Below are 15,003 nucleotides of genomic sequence, written 5' to 3' on the forward strand. Positions count from 1 at the left end.
GGCTGAGCAAATAGCGCCGATGGCTTATATTGCCCGCCGCGCAGGGCGGCAGACAGGGCATCAGGTACAATGTCTGCGAGCGGCATCGCTGTCGCGCGGGAGTATTGAAATGTTGACTAATGAAATGAAGCGGCAGGTCTTCCTCAAGCTGCGCTCCGAAAACTATCGGGCAAGCCTTCGCCTCGAAGGCTTGGTTCAGCGTCCGCTAAGCGCCAATAAACCTGTGGTTGAACCAACGGCGGCGACGCTCACGAAGAAGAATGTCAGCTAAGTACGGGGTAGGCCAGGACGTTCAATATTGTTATCCGAAATCTAGCGTTCTGGTCAATAAGCTCGGCATCACCGATGAGGATGCCTTGGAAGTCGCTGAAATCGAGCTGACCCAAGCCCGCATCGAGCAGTACGAGCCGAATTTCGATGATATTTCCCTGCCGACCCTGCGCGCAATTCACTTCCATCTTTTTCAAGATATTTATGATTGGGCAGGCGACCTTCGGACGGTCGACATCAGCAAAGGCAGCACACGGTTCGCGCACGTCACCCGGATCGAGGCTGAGGCGGACAAGCTCTTTCTGCAGCTTGAGCAAGAAAACTATCTCATTGGTTTGCCGCGTGCGCACTTCGTCGCCCGGTTGGCGCACTACTACTGTGAGCTCAACGTCATACATCCGTTTCGCGATGGAAATGGGCGTGCGCAACGGTTGATGTTTGAATTGATTGGTATCAATGCTGGCTTCGAACTTCGCTGGGAGCCGATTGGGCGCACGGAATGGGTCGATGCCAACATCGCCGCATATAATTGTCGGCTTGACGCACTTGCCGCTCTCCTGGATCGTGCTCTTACTCCTTTTTGAGCACTGCACGCGAGCCGCACCGTTTTGGGCAAACATTGCGCAAGCCTTGCGCAACGACAGCTTGTTCGATGCGGAGTGCGGCGAATGGCATGCCCCGCCGCAACTCAATCGAGCGGCGCGCTGCGATACCTGTTGACCTCCGACGCCGTCACTGGCGGCGCCTTGTTGCCCCAGCTGCTGCGCAGATAAGTCACCACGGCCGCCACTTCATTGTCGTTCATGCTGTGGCTGTAGGGCGGCATGCCGTACGGGCGCGGATTGCCGGCCGTGCCCGGCGCAAAACCGCCGTTGAGCACGATGCGGATCGGGTTGACCGCTTCCTTCATCGTCAGCGCGCGGTTGCCGGCCAGCGGCGGGTAGTGCGGCGGCAAACCCTTGCCGTCCGCGCCGTGGCATTCCACACAGCTCGCCTCATACAGCTTCTTGCCCTCCCCAATCACCTGGCCCACGCGCGGATCGGTCGATATCTCCACTGCGGGCACCGGCGTGGCCGGCAGCGACTTGAGATATACCGCCATCGCCGTCACGTCCTCGGTTTTCAAATGCTGGAGGCTGCGCTGCACCACCTCGGCCATCGGTCCGAACACGGTCGCGCGCGGCGAGACGCCGGTCTTGAGCAGGTCGACGATGTGCGGCACTTCCCAGCTGCCCAGGCCGGCTTCGGCGTCGGAGGTCAGCGATGGGGCGTACCAGCCGATCATCGGGATCAGGCCGCCCGCCAGGCCTGCTTCGCTGGCCCCGACACTGTTGCGCGTGCTGTGGCAGGCGGCGCAGTGACCGAGTCCCTCGACCAGGTAGGCACCGCGATTCCACTGGGCGTTCTGGGTGCTGGCCGGCACGTATTCGCCCGGTTTGAAATACAGCAGGCGCCAGCCGGCCAGCATGATCTGCTGGTTGTAGGGGAAGGCGAGACTGTGCGGCTGGTTCGGTGCCTTTTGCGCGGGGATGCTTTGCATGAAGGCGTACAGCGCGTCCGAGTCGGCGCGGCTGACCTTGGTGTAATTGGTGTACGGGAAGGCCGGATACAGCAGGCGGCCATCGCGCGATGTGCCGTTGTGCAGCGCGTTCCAGAAATCGTCGGCGCTCCAGGCGCCGATGCCGGTCGCGCGGTCGGAGGTGATGTTGGGCGCGACCAGGCTGCCGAAAGGCGTTTCCAGCGCGCGCCCGCCAGCGTATTCGGGGCCGCCGCGCACCGTGTGGCAGGCCATGCAGTCGCCCGCCTTGGCCAGGTAGGCGCCGCGTGCAATATTGTCGGCGCTCGGCGCGAAGGCGGCCGGCGACGACGCGGCGATGAAGTCCTGGCGCGGCCAGGCGATGGCCACGGCAACGCCGATCACGGCGCTCAGCGTCGCCAGGCTGATGAGTAGTTTGTTTTTCATGAATCGGTTCCTGGCTTAGTCCGCGGCGCTGCCGCATTGGATCGGCAAGGGGCGCGCGATGGCGCTGGCGGGGCGGGCGTCGGGCGCCGCCTGCTGGGTGCCGAGCCAGGCGGTCACGGCGGCCACGTCGTCCATGCCGAGACGTTCGGTGATGACGGCCATGCAATCGGGCTGGTGGGCACGGCGCGTCTTGTTGCGCCAGGCCCCGAACTGGGCATTGAGATAATCGGGCGGCAAGCCGACCAGCCCGGGAATCGATGGCGTCACGCCGGTCAGCTTGTCGCCGTGGCAGGCGATGCAGGCCGGCACCTTGATGGCGGGATCGCCCAGCATGGCGAGCTGGCGGCCGCGCGCGAGCACGGCGGGCGCGACGTTGGCCGCGCGCGCCGGCAGCGGCGGCAAATGGTCGTTGGCGAAGTGTTCGGCGATCTGGTGCAGGTAGGCGTCCGGCAGGTAATCGACCATGTAGCTCATCAGCGGAAACTGGCGCCGGCCCTCGCGGAAATTGACCAGCTGGTTGTACAGGTAGCCGGCCGGCTTGCCGGAGATGCGCGGGAAGAAGGCGTCGTTGACATTCTTCTTGGCGTGGCAGGAGGCGCAGGCGAGCAGGCGCTGCTGCATGGTATCCGGCAGCACGGCGGGGCGCTCGGCCGCGTTCAGCGGGGCCGCCGCCATGGCGGCGAACGCAAGCGCGCCGAGCACGACTGTGCTGGTGAGGGTGTTTCGCATGGATGATTCTCTGATAAGGTGACCGGTGACAACATGATAGCGTGTCGGGGCAGGGCACGACAGGTGCAGTGCGCGGCGAAAAAGCGGATCAGCGCGGACCTGCGCCAGACGGTGCCATTCAATAGAGGCAGGAATATCGGTCATGATCGACAAGCTGGACATCACGCATTTACGCATCCTGGATGCCTTGTACAAGCTCGGCAAGCTGTCGGCGGCGGCGGAGCACCTGGGCGTGTCGCAGCAGGCGATCAGCCTGCAGTTGAAGAAACTGAGGGAGATCCTGGGTGACCCGCTGTTTGTGCGGACCGGGCACGGCATGCTGGCGACGCCGTACGCGAACCTGATCGAGCCGCATATTCATCAGGTGCTGGTGCGGCTTCACGCCATCCCGCTGCCTGATTCGGTAACGCCCGACACAATCAGCAGGACGCTGTCGATCTGCGCCACCGATTACACGCAAAAAGTCATCGTGGCCGCCTTGATCCGCGATTTGCGCGTGTCCGCACCGGGGGTGAACATCATCGTCGTGGACATCGAGGTCAATGACCTGACCGCGAAAATGCATCAGGGCGATATTGACGTGACGTTTACCGTCGATGGCTACGTGCCGGCCGGGCTGGTGTCGGAGCCGCTGTTCATTGAACAATACCGCTGCGTGTCGGCCGACAGCGCCATGCTGACGGGCGCGCCCATGGCGCTGGCGACACTGGTCGGGTACGACTTCCTTATCACCTCGCCCGGCACCGGCAGTTTTAAAGGGTCGGCCGACGCGTGGTTCGAGCGGCAGGGCTTGCGCCGCAAGGTGGTGCTCTCCGCGCCGTCCTTTTTCATGGCGCAGGAATTCCTCAGGCAATCGGACATGGTGGCGTTTCTGCCTTCACGCCTGCTGCCGGCCGCAGGATTGTTCGACATCCCTCTCGAAAAATACCCGCCGGGGTATGAAGTGGTGGCGGCCTGCCATCCGAGCGCAAACAAGGATCCCTTCATGCGCTGGCTGCTGGCGCGGGTGAAGCACTTGCTGGCCGCATGAATGCCATGCCAGGCGCCGGCGGGCATCGCTCACCATGGTGGCGCTTGTATCGCTTACAAGCGCCGCCCGATTGATCGGACGCGAGCGCGCCAGCATACTCCGACCTCATTCATTGTCCAGTGAGGTCGCTCATGCACATCAACCACATCAATCCGGCAGCCTTGTATGACGGCGCGCCGTTCGGCATGTCCCAGGCCACGGTCGACCCCGCCAGTGGCCTTGTCTTCGTGTCGGGACAGGTCGACTGGGATAGCAATTACCAGGTAAAACACGGCGACATCGAGGCGCAGGCCGACAGTGCGGTGCAAAACCTGCTGACCGTGCTGGAAGCGGCCAATTCGTCGGTTGACCAACTCCTGCAGCTGCGTGTGTATGTCAGAGGGGAGCTGGGCGAGCACATGGACAAACTGGTTCCTGTGATGGCTAGGTACTTCGGCGCAGCGCGGCCGGCGCTGACCGGGATCGGCGTCGCTTCGCTGGCGTCGCCGGAGACCCTGGTTGAAATCGAGGCGGTGGCCCGCGTGGGCGCGCGCTGAGGAAAACCGGAAATTTTTCTGGTCTTATGATTTTTGCATGATTGTGCGCTAAAATCGGGGCCTTTTCGTCCCGCATGCCATCTTCCCATGAGCAACCGCTACCTGAAGTTATCCGTTCTCTCCTGTGCGTCCTGCTTGCCGCGTGCGGCAAGTCGCCCACGCCGGCGCCGGCCGCCACCAGCCCGGACGCGCCAGTGGCGTCCACCTCGGCCGCCAGCGGCGAGAGCTGGGAAGTGGTGCTGCTCGAACGTGACGAACCGCCCAATCAGCTGATCAGGATGATGCATGACGCCGCTTACCTGCCGTGCGTCGAAGTGGCCAAGCTGCTCAAGGTGGCCGTCAAGCCGTTCCCGGTGGTGCCCGATAACTATGGCCACCGGCGCGTGACCCGGATTACCAATGGCAGCTCGACCGTGGTCAAGACCGAATCGCTCGGCGGCGAGGACGCATCCTCGATGGATCCCAAGACCGGTTGCGTGTACACGCTGCCGTCCGAAAAGATGGTCTCGGTCTCGGTCAGTCACGCCGGCAAGTCGACCCAGGTCGATAACGGCAAGGTCACCTCGGTCGAGGAGATTCCCGAGTGGCCGGCCTTTGCGCCGCGCGGCAAGGAAACCACCGAGTACACCCAGGCGCGTACCGTGAACGGCGTCGAGCTGCGCTGCCTGGCGCCGAACTTCTGGACCATGAACACCAATAAGTATCTGGATTTGCGCGAGATGTGCGTCTACCAGACCGACAAGGTGCTGGTCGACGAGTCGGGCGATCCGCTGATCTTGCTGTCGCACGCGTACGCCAACGTCGTCAATCCGAAATATGCCTATACGGCGATCGTGGAGCCGCTCTCGCTGCGCCGCATTCCCAAGAGCGAGAAGGACCCTTACCAGGTGAGTAACTGGGGCAAGTAATGAGCAAGGAATGAACAAGTAATGCCAAGGCCCGCGCGCGGCGGGCCCGCGATCAGGGCGCGGTTTTGGCCCTTGCCTGGTCCGAACGCCAGCGCCGGTACACGCGCAGCGCCACATGGGCATCGTCCGCGGCGTACAGGATCTGCTTGTCGCTCAGGCGCGGCAGGGACCAGTTGGTGGTGGTGATCTTTTTGGATTTTTGCAGCTTCTGGCCGAAAAAGCGCGCCACCGCAGTCTTGGCGCCCAGGCTGTTGCGCTCACCCTTGCGCAGCGCGTTCGACAGGTCGAGCACGTTGTTGGTGTCGATGCCGAGCTTGCTTTGGAGGCGCAGGATGTCATCCTTCAAGCCGAAACCCACCTTGAGGATGGACTTCGATTCGAGCACGGCCTTGAGCACGTCGAGCGCCGGTGTGGCGCCGATCTGGAACAGGTAAGCGACTTCGTCAGTCGCCAGCTGCACCAGATGCGGGCCGGTCGACTGTTCTCCCTTGAGGAAGGTCGGCTTCGATTCGGTATCGAAGCCGAGCACGTCCGTGGAAGAGAGCGCCGCCAGCGCCTCGGCCGCATCCTGGTCGGACTTGACCATGCGTACGTCGGCCAGCGTGATGCCGTCGTACGGCGGCAGCAGCGCGTCCGGATCGGTGATCATCGGGCCCGGAATCAACCGTTGCGCGAGAACTTGGAGGCGAGCTGGAGCAGCTTTTCCTGGCGCAGGCGGTTCGCTTCGTCCGCCTGGGCGGCGTCGCGTTCGGCTTTCTTGCGCTCGGCTTCTTTCTTGAAGCGCTGCTGCAGCGTTTCCTTGGCGTGGGTGCGGTGGATGTCAGTCACTTCCGCACCGGCCACGCCGTCGAGGTCGTAACGCACCGTGGCTTTTTCCATCGCGCGCAGGTAGCGCAGGGAACCCGTGTGGATGCCCAGCGCGGCGCGCATGGTCTTGCGGTCCAGGCCGGGAACGCGCGCCAGCAGCTGCTTGTCGATGCCGATGGCCAGCGGCAGGCAGTCGCGGAAAGCGGGGAACTGTTGTTGCAATTGCTTGAGCAGGGAGCGCGCGCTTTGCGCGGGTGCTGGAGCTGGCGCGGTGACGGGAACGTCAGCGGACTCGGCGGCAAGACTAGTTGTATTCATTGACTTCATTGTAAGAGCTGGAACCGGAAGGATAGCATGCGACCATAGGCGCGTGCGCGGATTTTATTCGCTTTGGACCTATCCGCAGATGTGCGGATGACCCGGAAATCGTGTATGATCCACCTCTTGCCCTGCGCGCGGGTTGACGAAGCGCAGAAGGTTCAGTCAGTAGGAAGAGGGCGTCACGGCACCGGCGGTGTGGCAAGGAATTATATTCCTGGCTTATATCTGGTATTCGATATATCAATTATCGCGATATCTCGCATTGGTGCATAATAGTGACTGTCTCCTCTATTCTTCATCTGAAAATAGATTCAAGCCCGTTTTGCCACGGGCTTTTTTTCGTTCCGCCATGCACAGCGCCATTTTGATCATAGCACACGCACCACTGCACCCCCGCACGGGGCACGCCCGCCAGGGCCATCGATGCATACGGTCGTGCTTGCAATTCGGCTACATCGCCCTTAGCTAGGGCCATCCTGATACACGTTCCATCGAGCGCGGTACGCCGGGCTCGGGTGGATTATTGACTGGAGTTTTAATGAAGAACACCGCTAAGACCTTAACCCTGACCGCCACCAAAGCGCCGCGTAAAAGCAGCGCTCAACTGGCTGTACCGAAAACCGCGACCTCCTACTTCCTCGAAACGGAAGCGGCGGCCAAGGTCACGGTGGTCAAGAAGGGTTCGCGCCTGGCCGCGGTGATGGCTGCCGCCGATCCGGTCGAGCAGGTCGAAGTGGGCATGCCCGCCGAAACCCTGCAGGACGTTGTCCAGGACCCAGTATCGTACTCCGCCGACTCCGCGCCTGCGGACGCTGCCGCCGTGCCTGTTGTCGTGCGCAAGCGCTCCAAGCTGGCCGTGCGTCCCGACCTGGCTGCCGAAGTGCACGCCGAGCTGGTGCCGGGCATGAAAGTGGCGCCGAAAGCGCGCACCGCCGTCAAGAAAATGGATCCGGAACCGACCATGATCCTGACCGCCGGCCAGGCCGTCAGCCAGACCACCGACGCCGCCGCGCTGGCCGCGATCGATACTTCCGGCTATCTGCTGCCATCGGTCAAGGTACCGGGCCGCCGTGGCCGTAAGCCTAGCGAATTCACGCCCGAGAACGATGAAGTCGCCGCGCTCAACGCGGTTGAACGCGCCGAGCTGAAAGCCGTTTCGAAAGCCAAGGAACGCAAGGCCAAGGGCGGCGTGAACGGCATGCTGGCGGCCGACCCGAAAGCCTCGGAAGCGGATATGGAACGGCGCCGCCAGCAGATCAAGAACCTGATCAACATGGGCAAGGAGCGCGGCTACCTGACCTATGCGGAGATCAACGATCAGCTGCCGGAAAACATCATCGATCCGGAAGCGGTCGAAGGCATTATCGCCACCTTCAACGACATGGGCATTGCCGTCTACGAGCGCGCGCCCGACGCCGAAATGATGCTGCTGACCGACACGGTCGCCACTGCCACCAGCGACGATGAAGTCGAAGCGGCTGCGGCCACGGCGCTGTCGACGGTCGATTCCGACTTCGGCCGCACCACCGACCCGGTCCGCATGTACATGCGCGAAATGGGTGCTGTGGCGCTGCTCACGCGCGAAGGCGAGATCGAAATCGCCAAGCGTATCGAAGGCGGCCTGAAAGACATGGTCCAGGCCATTTCCGCTTGCCCGACCACGATCGCCGAAATCATCGCGCTGTCGCACAAGATCGCCAACGACGACCTCAAGGTCGACGAAGTGGTCGATGGCTTCGTCGACCACAACGAGAGCTCGGCCCCGGCCGCGCCCGTGGTGCACGCCGCGCCATCGGAAGATGACGAGGAAGAGGAAGAAGAAGTCGAGGAAGAAGACGGCGACGCCAATGGCGGCGCGGCCGGTTTCTCGGCCGAACAGCTGGTCCAGCTGCGCAAGAACGCGCTCGACAAGTTCAAGATCATCGAAGTCGAATTCGACAAGATGGCCAAGGCCTTCGAGAAGGAAGGCTACGGCACCAAGAACTACGTCAAGGCGCAGGAAGTTATTTCCAACGAGCTGCTGGGCATCCGCTTCACCGCCAAGGTCGTCGAGAAGCTGTGCGACACCCTGCGCGGCCAGATGGATGAAGTGCGCCATATCGAAAAAGCCGTGCTGGCGATCTGCGTGGACCGCTGCGGCATGCCGCGCGCCCACTTCATCAAGGTCTTCCCGGGCAACGAGACCGACCTGGCCTGGGTCGACCGCGAAGTCGACTGCGCTTATCCGTACAGCGTGGTGCTGAGCCGTAACGTACCGGCGATCAAGGAACTGCAACAGCGCATGATCGACCTGCAGGCACGCGTGGCGCTGCCGCTGGCCGACCTGCGCAAGATCAACAAGCAGATGGCCGCCGGCGAAAAGCGTGCGCGCCACGCCAAGCGCGAAATGACGGTTGCCAACTTGCGTCTGGTGATTTCGATTGCCAAGAAGTACATCAACCGTGGCCTGCAATTCCTCGATCTGATCCAGGAAGGCAATATCGGCCTGTTGAAAGCGGTCGACAAGTTCGAGTACCGCCGCGGCTACAAGTTCTCCACGTATGCCACGTGGTGGATTCGCCAGGCCATCACGCGTTCGATCGCCGACATGGCGCGCACCATCCGCGTGCCGGTGCACATGATCGAGACGATCAACAAGATGAACCGCATTTCGCGTCAAATCATGCAGGAAACGGGCAGCGAGCCGGACCTGGCGACCCTGGCCTTGAAGATGGAAATGCCGGAGAACAAGGTTCGCGAGATCATGAAGATCGCGAAAGAGCCGATTTCGATGGAAACGCCGATGGGCGAGGATGGCGATTCGCAGCTGGGCGACTTCATCGAAGACAATGCGACGCTGGCGCCGCTGGATGCGGCGCTGCATGCCTCGATGCGCAATGTGATCAAGGAAGTGCTCGATTCGCTGACCCCGCGCGAAGCAAAAGTGTTGCGTATGCGCTACGGTGTTGAAATGTCGAACGACCACACGCTGGAAGAAGTGGGCAAGCAGTTCGACGTGACGCGCGAGCGGATTCGCCAGATCGAAGCGAAGGCCATGAGCAAGCTGCGCCAGCCATCGCGTTCGGACAAGCTCAAGAGCTTCCTGCACAACCATTAAAGTACGTTTGCCGCGTTGGCCCTTGGCCGACGCGGCAGCAAAAAACCGTGTCCACCCTTCGGGGTGCGCACGGTTTTTTTATGTCCTGACAGACGCTACGTGCTGCCGCGCCCACCACCGCCGCTGCCGCGCCCACCACCATCGCTGCCGCGCACCACCACCGTCGCTCCCGCGAAGGCGGGAGCCCAAGTTGCGAGCGCAGCCACGGGCGAATCAATGAACTTGGGCTCCCGCCTTCGCGGGAGCGACGATAGGGGGAGCGACGATAGGCAAAAAAATGCGCATCCGGAAGTCCGGACGCGCAAACAGGGGTAGTCGATAATGCAGGCCGAACCTGTCGCGCCTGCTTTATCTGGTTTCATTGTACCTATGTTTTTTTCATCAACACCATCGAATCGTTATAGTTTTTGAACTGTTGTATTTACGCCAATCCAGCTTCCGTCGCATGGCTTTCCAGCGGAATCATCATGGCCAGGGTCGTCCCGCCGCCCGGCCGGCTGTCGATCACCATCTGCCCGCCGAACACATCGACCCGCTCGCGGATCCCGCGCAGCCCGAACGAGGCCACCTTGGCCGCATCCCCCGGTCCCATGCCCACGCCATTGTCGACGATGGTAATGGTCAGGTATTCCATGCTGATGTCCAGCCCCACGTCCACATGGGTCGCTTTCGCGTGCCGCAAAATATTGAGCAGGCATTCCTGGATGATGCGGAAAATGACTTCGGTACGGTGACTGTCCGGCAGCGGTCCTTCGCCCTCGCTCACGCTCAGCGAAGTGGCAATCCCGCTGCGTTTCTCGAACTGCTGCACCAGCCACTCGGCCGCCGCCGGCAAGCCCAGTTCCAGGGTGCTCGGATGCAGGTCGTTCATGATCGCGCGCACCGAACGGATGGTCAGGTCGATGGTGTCGAGCACGTCGCCGACCTTGCGCTTGAGCAGGGGATGGCGCAGGCCGGCGCGCGCGTGCAGCATTTCCACGTCGAGCTTGAGCGCCATCAGGTTTTGCCCCAGTTCGTCGTGGATGCCCTTGGCGATGCGCTTGCGCTCTTCTTCCTTGATCGTTTCAAGATGGGAACTGAGCTGGCGCAGCTCGCGGAACGATTCGGCCAGCGCATTCTCGGCCATCTGGCGCTCGGCCACTTCGATGCGCAACTGCGCGTTGCTGCGCTCCAGTTCGGCCGTGCGCATGCGGATACGCACTTCCAGCCCGATCTGCACCGCCGCCAGTTCCAGCTCGGCCGCCTTGCGTTCGGTGATGTCGGTCAGCATCAGCAAAGTGCCTTCGGCCACGCCTTCGTCGCCCAGCATCGGCCGCCCGCTGACGATGGCCCAGCCGATGCTGCCGTCGACCCGCCGGTACGACAGGTCATGGGTGAAGCCGACATGGGCGGCGTCGGCGCTGATCATTTCGTCCAGGTCACGGCGCGGATTGTCGCCCAGGAAATCTTTCATCGGCCGCCCCCTCATGCGGCCCGGCGTGGTGCCGAACATCTGGGCCAGGCGGGCATTGGCAAAGGTGGTGCTCGATTCGCCATCGAGCGTCCAGACGCCTTCGTGGGCGGTGTCGATGAAGTGGCGGTAGCGGCTCTGGGCGGTGTTGCGCGCCATGGCCAGCGCGCGAATGCGCAGGCTGACCACGAGGGCGGTGCCGGCCAGCGCAATGGTGAGGGAAAACAGCCAGCGGGGTACGGCGTGCGCATCGCTCAGGGCAATCAGCGCCACCACCGACGCCAGGATCAGGACGATGGCGGCTACGGTCAGGCAAAGCGACTCCACGCTCCACGTTTTCATGCGCCCCCCCCTCGTTCTTCAGTCAGGTTGTTGGTCAGTTCATTCTATGCCAGCTTTTGGGAAGCAGCATTATTTGTGTTAGACAAGCGAATCGGGCGTATGCCGCGTGCATGGCAGGCATGGCGCGTTGGTAAATTGCATCAAGGAAAGTTGTTGATTGCTCAAACGGCGGTTTGCTGCCAGACTTCACGGCGCATCCCCCTTCCACGCCAACCAGAGCCAGATTGCCACCATGATTCCACGTCCGCTTTACTTCGCCCTGATTCTCGCTGCTGCCCACGGTGCCGCTCAGGCACAGGTCATCAAGTGCAAAGACGCCAGCGGCCGCACGAGCTATCAAAGTACGCCTTGCGCCTCGGAGCAGGGGGCGCGCGAGCAGAAAATGGCGGCGCCCGCGCAGAAGGCGGCCAGCGCCGCCGCGCCGAACAAGGAGCCGCTGTCGTCCGAGCAGGCGGACCTGGCGGCAGTCAACGAACGCATGCGGGTGCGCATGTGCGAGATCTATCGCAAGAATGTGAGTGTGCTGAAGGATTCTGAAAAAATGATTGTCCCCGATGGAAAAGGGGCCTTGCAGGTCGCCGATGCCAAGCGCCGGGCGGCGGAGATCGCGCAGGCCGAGCAGCGCGTCGCCCAGAACTGCAAGTGACCAGCGGGCGGCGCGCCAAGGCGGGGCGCCAAGGCGGCGCGCCATGCCGGCGCGCCATGCCGGCGCGCCGCCCGGGGCAGGCGCTTAACCCGTATTGCGCAGGCCGGCGGCCACGCCGTTGATCGACAGGTGGATGCCGCGGTGTACCCGTTCGTCGACCTTGCCCGCTTCGCCCGACAGCGCGCGGTGGCGGTGGATCAGCTCGACCTGCAAGTGATTGAGCGGATCGAGGTAGGCGAAGCGGTTCTGGATCGAGCGCGCCAGCAGCGGATTGCCGGCCAGGCGTTCATGCGCGCCGGTGATCATCTCCAGGCAGCGCAAGGTGGTGCCGTGTTCGGCCGCAATGCGCTTGAAGATGCGCTCGCGCAGTTCCACGTCAGCCACCAGGCCGGCGTAGCGCGAGGCGATCGCCAGGTCGGTCTTGGCCAGCACCATGTCCATGTTCGACAGCAAGGTGGCGAAGAACGGCCACTCCTTGAACATGGCTTGCAGGGTCGCGATTTTTTCATCGCGCTCGCCTTCCTCGATCCATTGCGTGATGGCCGAACCGAAGCCGTACCAGCCCGGCAGCAGCAGGCGGCACTGGCCCCATGAGAAGCCCCACGGAATGGCGCGCAAGTCTTCGATGCGCTTGGTCGACTTGCGCGAGGCCGGACGCGAACCGAGATTGAGTTCGGCGATTTCGGCGATCGGCGTGGCCGAGAAGAAGTAGTCGGTAAAGCCCGGCGTTTCGTAGACCAGGTTGCGGTACGCCTTGTAGGCGCGCTCGGACAGGCCGGCCATGATGGCTTCGAAGCCGCCCAGCTGCTTGGCCTTGGCGCCTTCGGCGGCGTGCGGCATCAGGCTCGCTTCGAGCGTGGCGGCGACCAGCAGCTCCAGGTTGCGGCGGCCGATTTCGGCGTTCGAGAACTTGGAGGCGATGATTTCACCCTGTTCGGTCAGGCGGATCTGTCCATTCACGGTGCCCGGCGGCTGCGCCAGGATCGCTTCGTAGCTTGGTCCGCCGCCGCGGCCGACCGTGCCGCCCCGGCCATGGAACAGGCGCAGCTTGACGCCGGCGTCGGCGAACACCTTGACCAGGTGGATTTCAGCCTTGTACAGCTCCCAGTTGGAGGTCAGGAAGCCGCCATCCTTGTTCGAGTCCGAGTAGCCGAGCATGACTTCCTGCAGCTGGCCCTGGTGCGCGATCAGTTCCTTCACCAGCGGCAGCGCCATCCACTCGTTCATGATGCCGGCCGCGCGCTGCAGGTCGGGAATCGTTTCGAACAGCGGGATGACCATGGCGTCGAGCTGCTTGTCGCGCGCACGCAAGAGCCCCGTTTCTTTTTGCAGCAGCAGCACTTCGAGCAGGTCGGACACGGTTTCGGTGTGCGAGATGATGTAGTTGCGGATCGCGCGCTTGCCGTAGCGCTGGCGGATATCCTTGGCCGCGCGCAGGATCGCCAGTTCGGACGCGGTTTCGTCGCTCAATTCGGCGTACGGCGAATACAGCAGGCGCGGTTGCGCCAGTTCGGCCAGCAGCAGCTGTACCTTTTGTTCTTCGGTCAGTTTGGTGTAGTCGGCTTCGACGCCGGCGCCGGCAAACAGTTCGGCCAGCACGCGTTCGTGCACGTCGGAGGTCTGGCGCATGTCGAGCGAGGCCAGATGGAAGCCGAAGATGGCGGCCGCGCGCTGCACCGTGGACAGGCGCGGGCGGACCAGGAGCTTGCCGTGGTTGGCGCGCAGCGAGTCGGCCAGCACTTGCAGGTCGGTGCAGAATTCGGTGGCGTCCAGGTAGGGCGCGGCGTGCCCGACTTCCTTGCGCAGGATGTTGGTGGCGCCCAGCGCACGCGCGGTAGCGGCCAGGCGCGCGTAAATGCCGATCAGGGCGCGCCGGTATGGCTCGTCGCTGCGGTGCGGCGACTGGTCGGGCGAGGCGTCGGCCAGCGCTTGCAGGGCCGGGCTGGCGCCCACCATCAGGGTCGAAATCGACAGTTCGGCGCCGAGCGCGTGCACTTCGTCGAGGTAGAAGTCGAGGATGGTGGTGGCCTGGCGCACCAGCGCGTGCTGCATGGTGCCGGCGTTGACGTTCGGGTTGCCATCGCGGTCGCCGCCGATCCAGCTGCCCATCTGGACATACGAATTGTCGTTGTCCAGCGCCGCGCCGTGCGCATCATCCGGATAGTGCGCGGCGATTTCTTCTTCGATGTCGTCGTACAGGCCGGGCAATTCGCGCAGGAAGGTGATGCGGTAGTAAGACAGGGCGTTGTCGATTTCGTCGGCCACGGTCAGCTTGGAGTAGCGCAGCATGCGCGTCTGCCACAAGGTCGCGATGCGCGCGTGCAGCAGGTGCATATTGGCCACGCGTTCGCGCGGGGTGAGCGGCAGGTCGCGTTCGGCCAGCAGGCGCGCGATGTCATGCTCGGCGTCGAGAATGCTCTTGCGCTGCACTTCGGTCGGGTGGGCTGTCAATACGGGGGCGATCAGGGCGTCGCCGAAAAAGGTGCGCACGGTGTCGCTGCCAACGCCGGCCGCTTTCAGCTTGGACAGCGCGAAGCTCACGCTGCCCTGCTGCGGCGCCGAGCCGGCCAGCAGGTGGGCGCGGCGGCGGCGGATGTGGTGCTGGTCCTCGGCGATGTTGGCCAGGTGCGAAAAATACGAAAACGCGCGCACCACCGAAATGGTTTGCTCGCGCGTGAGCTTGTGCAGCAGGGCGGTCAGGTCCTGGCCGGCCTGGGCGTCGTCTTCGCGCCGGAAACGCACCGCGGTCTGGCGGATGGTCTCGACGACGTCGAACACGGCTTCGCCTTCCTGGTCGCGCAGCACGTCACCGAGCAGGCGGCCGAGCAGGCGGATATCTTCTTTCAGCGGAGCGTCCTTGTCGAGGACTGGAGGGTTTTCTTGTGCAGCGGATGAATTTACCAT

The 15,003-nt window shown here is 63.1% G+C and carries 13 protein-coding genes; 7 read left to right on the top strand and 6 right to left on the bottom strand.

Annotated elements, in window-relative coordinates:
* Nucleotides 1–19: 19 nt before the first annotated feature.
* Both F2P44_RS11100 and F2P44_RS11105 read left to right on the top strand, forming a co-directional pair.
* Nucleotides 20–271 (top strand): YhfG family protein, encoded by a 252-nt coding sequence (locus tag F2P44_RS11100; RefSeq protein ID WP_167086768.1) that lies wholly within the window; start codon nt 20–22, stop codon nt 269–271.
* Nucleotides 261–854, top strand: a complete 594-nt coding sequence (locus F2P44_RS11105; RefSeq protein WP_167086769.1) for a putative adenosine monophosphate-protein transferase Fic — start codon at nt 261–263, stop codon at nt 852–854. Before F2P44_RS11100 ends, F2P44_RS11105 begins: the two co-directional genes overlap by 11 nt.
* A 104-nt stretch (nt 855–958) precedes the next feature.
* Here the strand turns inward: F2P44_RS11105 and F2P44_RS11110 are convergent, their stop codons facing one another.
* Nucleotides 959–2,233: a c-type cytochrome gene (locus F2P44_RS11110; protein ID WP_167086770.1), complete on the bottom strand. Its 1,275-nt coding sequence runs from the start codon at nt 2,231–2,233 to the stop codon at nt 959–961.
* A 15-nt stretch (nt 2,234–2,248) separates the two neighbouring features.
* The gene (locus F2P44_RS11115) at nt 2,249–2,962 is read right to left on the bottom strand and encodes a c-type cytochrome (RefSeq protein WP_370662671.1); all 714 of its coding nucleotides are present in this window, start codon (nt 2,960–2,962) and stop codon (nt 2,249–2,251) included.
* Nucleotides 2,963–3,104: 142 nt separating this feature from the next.
* Between F2P44_RS11115 and F2P44_RS11120 the strand changes: the two genes are divergently transcribed.
* The 3 genes from F2P44_RS11120 (at nt 3,105) to F2P44_RS11130 (ending at nt 5,436) form a co-directional block, all read left to right on the top strand.
* Nucleotides 3,105–3,992, top strand: coding sequence for a LysR family transcriptional regulator (locus F2P44_RS11120; RefSeq protein ID WP_167086771.1), 888 nt, complete (start codon nt 3,105–3,107; stop codon nt 3,990–3,992).
* Nucleotides 3,993–4,123: 131 nt separating this feature from the next.
* The gene (locus tag F2P44_RS11125; RefSeq protein ID WP_167086772.1) at nt 4,124–4,528 is read left to right on the top strand and encodes a RidA family protein; all 405 of its coding nucleotides are present in this window, start codon (nt 4,124–4,126) and stop codon (nt 4,526–4,528) included.
* A gap of 74 nt (nt 4,529–4,602) precedes the next feature.
* The gene (locus tag F2P44_RS11130; RefSeq protein WP_167086773.1) at nt 4,603–5,436 is read left to right on the top strand and encodes a hypothetical protein; all 834 of its coding nucleotides are present in this window, start codon (nt 4,603–4,605) and stop codon (nt 5,434–5,436) included.
* 52 nt (nt 5,437–5,488) lie between these two features.
* Here F2P44_RS11130 and F2P44_RS11135 read toward each other — a convergent pair whose 3' ends face one another.
* Entirely contained in the window at nt 5,489–6,085 is a 597-nt protein-coding gene (locus F2P44_RS11135) for a 3'-5' exonuclease (protein ID WP_167086774.1), read from the bottom strand.
* An 11-nt stretch (nt 6,086–6,096) separates the two neighbouring features.
* The gene (locus F2P44_RS11140) at nt 6,097–6,561 is read right to left on the bottom strand and encodes a ProQ/FINO family protein (protein WP_167086775.1); all 465 of its coding nucleotides are present in this window, start codon (nt 6,559–6,561) and stop codon (nt 6,097–6,099) included.
* A 541-nt stretch (nt 6,562–7,102) separates the two neighbouring features.
* Here F2P44_RS11140 and rpoD point away from each other — a divergent pair.
* Nucleotides 7,103–9,661, top strand: coding sequence for an RNA polymerase sigma factor RpoD (gene rpoD / locus F2P44_RS11145; RefSeq protein WP_167086776.1), 2,559 nt, complete (start codon nt 7,103–7,105; stop codon nt 9,659–9,661).
* Between the two features lie 421 nt (nt 9,662–10,082).
* On the opposite strand, the gene F2P44_RS11150 is transcribed toward rpoD, so the two are convergent.
* The gene (locus tag F2P44_RS11150; protein WP_167086777.1) at nt 10,083–11,453 is read right to left on the bottom strand and encodes a PAS domain-containing sensor histidine kinase; all 1,371 of its coding nucleotides are present in this window, start codon (nt 11,451–11,453) and stop codon (nt 10,083–10,085) included.
* Nucleotides 11,454–11,610: 157 nt separating this feature from the next.
* On the opposite strand from F2P44_RS11150, the gene F2P44_RS11155 reads away from it, so the two are divergent.
* A complete protein-coding gene (locus F2P44_RS11155; protein WP_167086778.1) occupies nt 11,611–12,099 on the top strand; it encodes a DUF4124 domain-containing protein in 489 nt (162 codons plus the stop codon).
* An 84-nt stretch (nt 12,100–12,183) separates the two neighbouring features.
* Here F2P44_RS11155 and ppc read toward each other — a convergent pair whose 3' ends face one another.
* Nucleotides 12,184–15,003, bottom strand: a complete 2,820-nt coding sequence (ppc, locus tag F2P44_RS11160; RefSeq protein ID WP_167086779.1) for a phosphoenolpyruvate carboxylase — start codon at nt 15,001–15,003, stop codon at nt 12,184–12,186.

This window comes from Massilia frigida, assembly GCF_011682175.1.
GTDB lineage: Bacteria > Pseudomonadota > Gammaproteobacteria > Burkholderiales > Burkholderiaceae_D > Telluria_A > Telluria_A frigida.

Excerpts from the sequence above, each read along its gene's own strand:
- F2P44_RS11100 (WP_167086768.1), top strand. The coding sequence starts at position 20 with ATGGCTTATATTGCCCGCCGCGCAGGGCGGCAGACAGGGCATCAGGTA.
- F2P44_RS11105 (WP_167086769.1), top strand. The coding sequence starts at position 261 with ATGTCAGCTAAGTACGGGGTAGGCCAGGACGTTCAATATTGTTATCCG.
- F2P44_RS11110 (WP_167086770.1), bottom strand. The coding sequence starts at position 2,233 with ATGAAAAACAAACTACTCATCAGCCTGGCGACGCTGAGCGCCGTGATC.
- F2P44_RS11115 (WP_370662671.1), bottom strand. The coding sequence starts at position 2,962 with ATGCGAAACACCCTCACCAGCACAGTCGTGCTCGGCGCGCTTGCGTTC.
- F2P44_RS11120 (WP_167086771.1), top strand. The coding sequence starts at position 3,105 with ATGATCGACAAGCTGGACATCACGCATTTACGCATCCTGGATGCCTTG.
- F2P44_RS11125 (WP_167086772.1), top strand. The coding sequence starts at position 4,124 with ATGCACATCAACCACATCAATCCGGCAGCCTTGTATGACGGCGCGCCG.
- F2P44_RS11130 (WP_167086773.1), top strand. The coding sequence starts at position 4,603 with ATGCCATCTTCCCATGAGCAACCGCTACCTGAAGTTATCCGTTCTCTC.
- F2P44_RS11135 (WP_167086774.1), bottom strand. The coding sequence starts at position 6,085 with ATGATCACCGATCCGGACGCGCTGCTGCCGCCGTACGACGGCATCACG.
- F2P44_RS11140 (WP_167086775.1), bottom strand. The coding sequence starts at position 6,561 with ATGAATACAACTAGTCTTGCCGCCGAGTCCGCTGACGTTCCCGTCACC.
- rpoD (WP_167086776.1), top strand. The coding sequence starts at position 7,103 with ATGAAGAACACCGCTAAGACCTTAACCCTGACCGCCACCAAAGCGCCG.
- F2P44_RS11150 (WP_167086777.1), bottom strand. The coding sequence starts at position 11,453 with ATGAAAACGTGGAGCGTGGAGTCGCTTTGCCTGACCGTAGCCGCCATC.
- ppc (WP_167086779.1), bottom strand. The coding sequence starts at position 15,003 with ATGGTAAATTCATCCGCTGCACAAGAAAACCCTCCAGTCCTCGACAAG.